The 1,886-nt window shown below is 32.7% G+C and carries 2 protein-coding genes and 1 pseudogene; all 3 read right to left on the reverse strand.

Annotated elements, in window-relative coordinates:
* The coding region (locus BBROOKSOX_RS10465; RefSeq protein ID WP_139661712.1) for a LysM peptidoglycan-binding domain-containing protein at positions 1 to 799 on the reverse strand (799 nt) is incomplete at its 3' end.
* Between the two features lie 12 nt (positions 800 to 811).
* Entirely contained in the window at positions 812 to 1,624 is an 813-nt protein-coding gene (locus tag BBROOKSOX_RS10470) for a hypothetical protein (protein ID WP_218973738.1), read from the reverse strand.
* A pseudogene (locus BBROOKSOX_RS10475) lies at positions 1,596 to 1,886 on the reverse strand (hypothetical protein); the annotation flags it as partial. The pseudogene BBROOKSOX_RS10475 and the gene BBROOKSOX_RS10470, both read right to left, overlap by 29 nt.

Raw genomic sequence — 1,886 nt, forward strand, 5'->3', positions numbered from 1 at the left:
GGAGTTCAGTTTTAAGTGAATCGATTAGAGCGCTAAATGCTTGTGGGTCATCAGTATGTTCTTTTAAATAATCACTCAAAGACTGTGTGCCGGCATTGTCTTTAAGGATGAGCAATGCACCTGCTTTGACATCATCAGGATTGGCTTTGTATTGTGGATTAAGTGCAAGCAACTCGTTAAGGCTTAGGCTGTTGTCTTGGGCTATTTGGCTGAGGGTATCGCCGTCTTTGACGAATTGGATTGAGCCGTCGTTGATTTGGTTGTTAAGGCTTTGTAGTTTTTCTGCAGGGGTTTGCGCTTCATCATCTGCAAAGTCAAATAGTGAAGCGGCACTTTCCCAAGTGTCGCCTATGGCATTGCCTACTGAGTCCAACATGTCATCTACTGCTTGAGATATTTGTTCGTCATTTCCTGTGGTTAGGGCATATACACCTAGACCAAGGGCAATTGTGCCAAGTGCTAAAATACCTACTGGGTTAGATACAAAGAGTGGAGCAACAGATGCCGCTAGACCTGCAAGAGAATTTACATAATCAAGTGTTTTCGGATTATTTGCATCATCATTGTCAAATTCTTTTATGATGTTATTCAATAGATCTGTTGCACTTATTACAGCCCCAGCAACTGGAATATTTTTAAATAAACTGACCCCAGCTTGAAGCACATCCGCCCCTACTATTGCAGCGTCTAGTCTTTCGCCATCAGATGCATTTTTGATAATATTTGTAATTCCTGCTTCAATTTTTCCTTGATTAATAATATTTTGTATTGCCTCTTGTCCAAATGTTAATTTAGCCATAATTATTTCCCCTTAGTTGTTAAATTGTTTTTTTGTAAATTCTTCTTTTTTGATTGCAATAAGTTTATCTATGCCTTTAAACCCGTATTTTTTATATCTTATCCATAACATTAGCAATAGTAACAATAAAGAAAACAACCCGTATTTAAAGAAGTTTTTAGACCTAAGAATAGATTTTTTTAAATATGTTTTGTATTCTTTTATACTAAAAGTTTTTATTTTTTTATTACCTGTTGTTATAGAGGCTATTTTATTGTCATATTCTTTAAAATATCCTATCTCTATGTTGGATTTTAATTTTATTTCTTTATCTTTCTGATCTAAAATAATAGTAAATTTATTTTTATCATTATTTCCGTTTATTTCTATATTGTATTTTTTGCCTTTTACCCATCTTATTTTGGTTAACTCACCAGCAGAATAAGTTACACTTATTTTGTTATTATCAATATCTAATATTAAATTATTTGTATTCCAAATATAATATTCAATAATTAAAACTGTCGATAACAATACACTTGATAATATCGATAGTATCACGCATAAATGTGTAATTCTCATATACTGTTTACCAAATATTTCTATATTTTTATATGCATGTATATTTATCATACTACCTCCAGCAGGAAACCCTTCGAAATATGTAAGTGCAGAAAACTTATACATAAAAATAAAAAACTTGCTTTTTCCTTTAAAGTCACTCAAAACATATTTTTTAAAAGCACGCTTATCATTGTAAATCCACCATTGAAACAGAATAAAAATTAAACTCAAAATAATAAAAAACTCTAACACTTTAAGCCACCTTTCTAAAATTATCCACATCAAACCACACATCATTCATTTTGTTATCTGTGCCTGCTGTGGTGGTAAAACTACCCTGTTGTTTATAGGCGTTGTTGCTGCTATCTACTTCATTAGAATTGCTGTAGGTGGTATTAAGAGATCTAACACCTGCCTCACTCAAACTAAGGAGTTCGCCCTCGTCTAATTTGCCATCAGAGTTTTTGTCTTGCCAAATTTTAAGATTGTTAAAGTTTGTGTCTTGGTTATCAATTTTGCCATCATTATTACTGTCCAAGTCTTT

The sequence above is a fragment of the bacterium endosymbiont of Bathymodiolus sp. 5 South genome (assembly GCF_900128535.1).
GTDB lineage: Bacteria > Pseudomonadota > Gammaproteobacteria > PS1 > Pseudothioglobaceae > Thiodubiliella.

Coding starts and splice junctions, on each gene's coding strand:
- BBROOKSOX_RS10470 (WP_218973738.1), bottom strand. CDS start 1,624: ATGTGGATAATTTTAGAAAGGTGGCTTAAAGTGTTAGAGTTTTTTATT.